Source organism: Granulicatella sp. HMSC30F09 (assembly GCF_001806915.1).
In the GTDB taxonomy this organism is placed as follows: Bacteria; Bacillota; Bacilli; order Lactobacillales; family Aerococcaceae; genus Granulicatella; species Granulicatella adiacens.
Window position 1 is genome coordinate 30,627 of record NZ_KV786422.1, and the last position, 4,783, is coordinate 35,409.

A 4,783-nucleotide genomic window follows, 5' to 3' on the forward strand; every position below is an offset into this window, starting at 1 on the left:
TTCGTTTTCTTTCCCCCACAAAGTTGAATAGGGACGAGCGAGTTACATGTAGCGAAGCTCGTTCCATTCAACCACTGTGCAAAGGGGACGTAGGAATAAAATTCCGTACGTCCCCTTTGAGGCTTTAAAGGCGAGAGACCTTAGGCTCGAGCCGGTGCCTCATCCTTGTATCTCTCACCCTTCCTCCGCAATCCATGGTTAGAAGAAGTAAAAAAGTAGAGCGTTGCGAAAAAAACACCTAGGATTCTATACGAGTAGTAGTCGCGAGTGTAGTCGATGCGAATTACAGACTCAGGAAATGAAATTTCCTAGAGTCTGTTTGAGGCTCGAGAGGTCTGAGACCTTGGCTCAGACCGGTACAGCCATTACTACTCGTATGAAAAAATCCTAGGTGTTTACAAGAGCAACGCTCTTCACTTATGATGTTTATTGTTTATTATTTTACTTCAACACGTTCTAACCATGGAGTTGCAGTTTCATCTAAAACAACGTTAAGGTCCTCAATGTTCTTACGTCCTTGGCTTGCCAACCACGCACGACCAGCTTCTTCCCCTTCAGTCGCAAACACAGCTACAGCATCTTTCCATGTTGCACGACCACATAACACACCATTGAAAGTAGAACCGGCCTCTTTAGCAAAGCGTAGAGTTTCTTGGAATAATTCAGCAGAAACACCAGCACTTAAGAAGATGAATGGTAGGTCAGTGATTTCAGATTGTTCTTTGAATAAACGTAATGCTTCTTCACGAGTATAAACAGGTTCAACGCCTTCTTTAGTGAAGCCTTCTACGAAGTTCATGTTTACTGGAACTTCCACTTTTAATACGTCAACGTTGTAACGTGGATCAGAGAAGACTTTCATTGCGTCGTTTACTTTATGAGGTTTTACTTTAGCGTAAGCAGCTGATTTCACATCGTCGTCACTTGCTTCGTAAGAAACGATTTCTAAGAAGAATGGAATATCTTCTGCCACACATTCGCTACCTACACGTTCTACCCATGCATGTTTGATGTCGTTGATTGCTGGATCTTCGTCAATATCATAGTATAAAAGAACTTTTACAGCGTCAGCGCCTAATTCTTTAATACGTTTTGCAGACCAGATTGGAAGTAAGTCTGGTAAGCGGCCGATTTCAGTTGCGTCGTAACCAGTTTTTTCGTAAGAGATTAAAAGTCCGCAGTCTTCGTGGCGTAATTTTGCAGCTGGAAGACCATATTCTGGGTCTAAAAGAATTGAAGAAGAGTATTTTGTTAATTCTTCAGAAATTAATTCTTTGAAGCGGATGATGCCTTCGTCGCCTTTAACGTTTGGGTTTCCTGCAGCAATCATTTTTTTCAATGAACCACGTTGGTCAATCGCTAAAGCACCGATAACATGGTTTTTATTTGAAAGTTTTACTAAGTGATCATATTTTCCTTTTGTTAATACTAATTTTGACATAATAACACTCCTTAAGTTATGGATTGGGGCACTCTCACGCCTCGTACTCACTGTCTTTTTGATTATTATACTTCGAAATAAGGCTTACCGTCTAAGTAAGTCGCTTTGAGTTGTAACTCATCGTCTAATACGATGAAGTCTGCTGCATAGTCTGGGTCAATGCGTCCGCAAACGTCGTCGATACCGACTGATTTTGCAGGAACAAGGCTGGCCATTGTAATAGCTTCGTGAGGAGTCGCAATGCCCCATTTCACAACGTTTTGAACCCCTTGGATGAGTTCCAAAATACTTCCGGCAAGGCTACCGCCGTCTTTCAAGCGAGCCGTACCGTCTTTTACGATTACAGGGAATTCACCAAGCATCGATTCGCATTCGCCCATACCGCCTGCACGCATGCAGTCTGTAATAAGGGCTACATGGTCGTGACCGCAACATTTCATCACGATACTTGCGCTCACTGGATGTACGTGGTGACCGTCGCAGATCAGTTCGTCGAATACGTTTGGCAATGTGAGTGCCGCACCAACGACACCTGGTTCGCGGTGATGTAAGCCGCGCATTCCGTTGTATGTGTGAACGAAGATGTTCGCACCGGCTTCAACAGCGTTTTTACAATCTTCGTAAGTGCCATCTGTATGTGCAAGAGCTACATAGATGTCTTTTGTTTTCGCGTGTTTGATGAAATCAACGGCACCGTCACGTTCAGGTGCAATCGCAATTTTTTTCACCCAACCGCCAGCGCGTTCTTGCCATTCATCCAAGATTTCAGATTTAGGGTCGCCCATGTATTTAGGGTTTTGCGCGCCTTTGTATTTTTCACAGAAGAATGGACCTTCTAAGAAAATTCCTCTGATTTTAGCCCCGCCAAGTGTAGTTGCGTTATCGCCGACAGTTTGGCAAACATCCGCTAATAATTCGCGAGATGCGGTTAAGGTTGTTGGTAAGTATGAAGTAACCCCGCAGGAAGGAAGTCCTTCTGAAATGGTACGAAGTGCTTCTACGTCATTATCCATGACGTCAGCGCCTTTAAATCCGTGAATATGTGTATCCACAAGACCTGGAGCAATTTGATAGTTGCCGTAGTCGATAATCGTAGCGCCGCTTTCTGGTTTTTCGGTTTGGAAGGCTCCGAAAGTTCCGTTATCCAAGATTGGTAAGTATCCTGGACCTTTCACTTCGTCTTCAAAATAAAATGCTTTGGCATAAATATAAGTTGTCATAGGATCATCTCTTTTCAATAAAGTTATTTATGCTTCTAATGGGTGAATCGTTACTCCTTTAACGACACGGTTAACAGTACCTGTTGGTGAAGGAGTGTCTGGTTTGTTTCCAACTTTGATAGAAGAAAGTAGAGAAACGGTTTGTCCAAATACCGCATATGGAAGTGCAAGGTAAGCATCTGGAACGAAACGATATTCTTTATCAAAGCTGAAGGATAGACCTTCAAAGTCGCTCTCTGCATCCACTCCAACCGCAAGTACAAGACGTGCGATTTGGTCGCCGTGTAATTCGTTTAAGATATCGATATCGTATTGACGAGTATAATCATCGTTTGATACGAATACGAAGGCTAGAGAAGAGCTGTTTACAAATGATTTAGGACCGTGACGGAATCCCATTGAAGAATCGAAGGCTGTCGCAATTTGACCAGCAGTCAATTCAAGAATCTTCAATTGAACTTCGCGAGCAAGTCCGCTGAGAGAACCAGAACCTAAGTAAATCACACGGTTGTAGTCTAAGTTCACGTAATGTTGAATCACGTCTTCACGTTCTAGAACGCTTGTCCCCATTTGACGGATAGCTTTCACGAAACCTTCTTTTTCTTCAAGTGAGTGAGCTTCGTCGAATACAAGAAGCGCTGTAAGAGTCATACATGTGAAGCTTCCTGTCATCGCAAAACCAGCGTCGTTAGAGCGGTCTGGCATCATTAAGAGTAAGTTGTTTGTGTCATCTTTAGCAGCGATGGCTAATTTTCCTTCGGGCGCACAAGTAATCGTGATTTGATAGAAGTCGCGCACGATTTGTTGGCCAAGTTGCACACTTGCAAGACTTTCTGGTGAGTTACCGCTACGTGCAAATGAAACAAGCACTGTAGGAATTTCTGCTTTGAAGTAGTCATGTGGATTACTTACAAGGTTTGTTGTTCCAACAGATTGGAAATCAAAACGATTTTCATTTCCTGTACGTTTTAAGTAAGGAAGAATGGTATCTCCCACATATTGTGATGTACCCGCACCTGCGAAAATTACGCGAAGGCGACCTTCAGGTAAGTTATTTAAGAAAGCAGTGATGCGTTCTAAGTTTGCTGTGTAGTAATCAAAAGCTTCTTTCCACAATTCTGGTTGTTGGCGAATTTCGCGCGTTGTAATTTCTGCAGATAAAGCTTCTAATTGACTGGTTGAAAATTGAAACATAATGCCCCTCCAAAATTTTTATTGATTTATTCGATAGTGTCTTACCTTGTAGAAGAATTGATCGCTTCTAGCTATACTAATAGTGTATTCAATAATGCGATTTTCGTGATTCAATGTCGTTCGTCTAAACCTTAAGCAAGCTCCATGCGGATCCACATCCAGTGCTTCAGCTTCTTCCGCACTTAAAATACTTGCGGAAAATTCTTCGTCAGCATAGTGGATTTGCTGATTGAACTTACTTGCAAACACATCGTATAAAGAATGACCTTCTAGAAGTGTTTTTGTTAACCCTTTAAAAACATCGTAAGGTAAAAATGTGGTTTCCTTCATAAGCGGAATTCCGTCTGCATACCGAATGCGTTTCAATCGAAATAGCTTATCACCCGCTTCAATCCCAATTAATGGGGCGATAAATTCATCCGCTTCATAACAGTCTAGAGAGGTAATCTTTGTCGTAGGGACTTTACCGAGTTCCTTCATCTGTTCTGTAAAACTATATCCTTCTAGTAAGTTTTGACGTTCTTTCCACTGATTTGAGATGAACGTCCCTTTGCCATGGCGTTTATAAATAAACCCAAGTGTCTCCAATTCTTTTAACGCTGTTCTAACAGTGGTTCGACTCACATTGTATACTTTCGTAATTTCTCTTTCTGAAAGCATCTTTTCGTGCGCGTTCCCCTTTGTTTTAATGAAATCCATTAATGCTAGACTTAGCGTTGAATAAAGAGGAGAGGGTTTAGCAACCATATTGAACCCTCCTTTCAAAAACATTCTACAACTGGTCACTACCAGTTAACTTTATTGTAAGAGTTTTTATCGGTTTCGTCAATAGAATTGGAGGAAAAAGAATGATGGACTCCAGAAAAAATGAAAGTAGATCCCAAAATTCACTTATAAGTGAAGTGCACCCTGTCAAGTAGACAGGAAA

General features: G+C 41.9%; 4 protein-coding genes. All 4 read right to left on the reverse strand.

Going from position 1 to position 4,783, the window contains the following annotated elements:
- Positions 1 to 436: 436 nt before the first annotated feature.
- The gene (gene lacD, locus HMPREF3103_RS04280; protein ID WP_070437463.1) at positions 437 to 1,441 is read right to left on the reverse strand and encodes a tagatose-bisphosphate aldolase; all 1,005 of its coding nucleotides are present in this window, start codon (positions 1,439 to 1,441) and stop codon (positions 437 to 439) included.
- A gap of 65 nt (positions 1,442 to 1,506) precedes the next feature.
- Positions 1,507 to 2,661 carry an N-acetylglucosamine-6-phosphate deacetylase gene (nagA, locus tag HMPREF3103_RS04285; protein ID WP_070437466.1) on the reverse strand — a complete coding sequence of 385 codons (1,155 nt, stop codon included), beginning with the start codon at positions 2,659 to 2,661 and terminating at the stop codon, positions 1,507 to 1,509.
- Positions 2,662 to 2,688: 27 nt separating this feature from the next.
- Positions 2,689 to 3,855: an AgaS family sugar isomerase gene (locus HMPREF3103_RS04290; RefSeq protein ID WP_070437469.1), complete on the reverse strand. Its 1,167-nt coding sequence runs from the start codon at positions 3,853 to 3,855 to the stop codon at positions 2,689 to 2,691.
- An 18-nt stretch (positions 3,856 to 3,873) separates the two neighbouring features.
- Positions 3,874 to 4,602 carry a GntR family transcriptional regulator gene (locus HMPREF3103_RS04295; protein WP_070437475.1) on the reverse strand — a complete coding sequence of 243 codons (729 nt, stop codon included), beginning with the start codon at positions 4,600 to 4,602 and terminating at the stop codon, positions 3,874 to 3,876.
- Positions 4,603 to 4,783: the final 181 nt, after the last annotated feature.

Bases quoted from the DNA above. Each gene is read 5' to 3' on its own strand.
- lacD (WP_070437463.1), bottom strand. From the start codon at position 1,441: ATGTCAAAATTAGTATTAACAAAAGGAAAATATGATCACTTAGTAAAA.
- nagA (WP_070437466.1), bottom strand. From the start codon at position 2,661: ATGACAACTTATATTTATGCCAAAGCATTTTATTTTGAAGACGAAGTG.
- HMPREF3103_RS04290 (WP_070437469.1), bottom strand. From the start codon at position 3,855: ATGTTTCAATTTTCAACCAGTCAATTAGAAGCTTTATCTGCAGAAATT.
- HMPREF3103_RS04295 (WP_070437475.1), bottom strand. From the start codon at position 4,602: ATGGTTGCTAAACCCTCTCCTCTTTATTCAACGCTAAGTCTAGCATTA.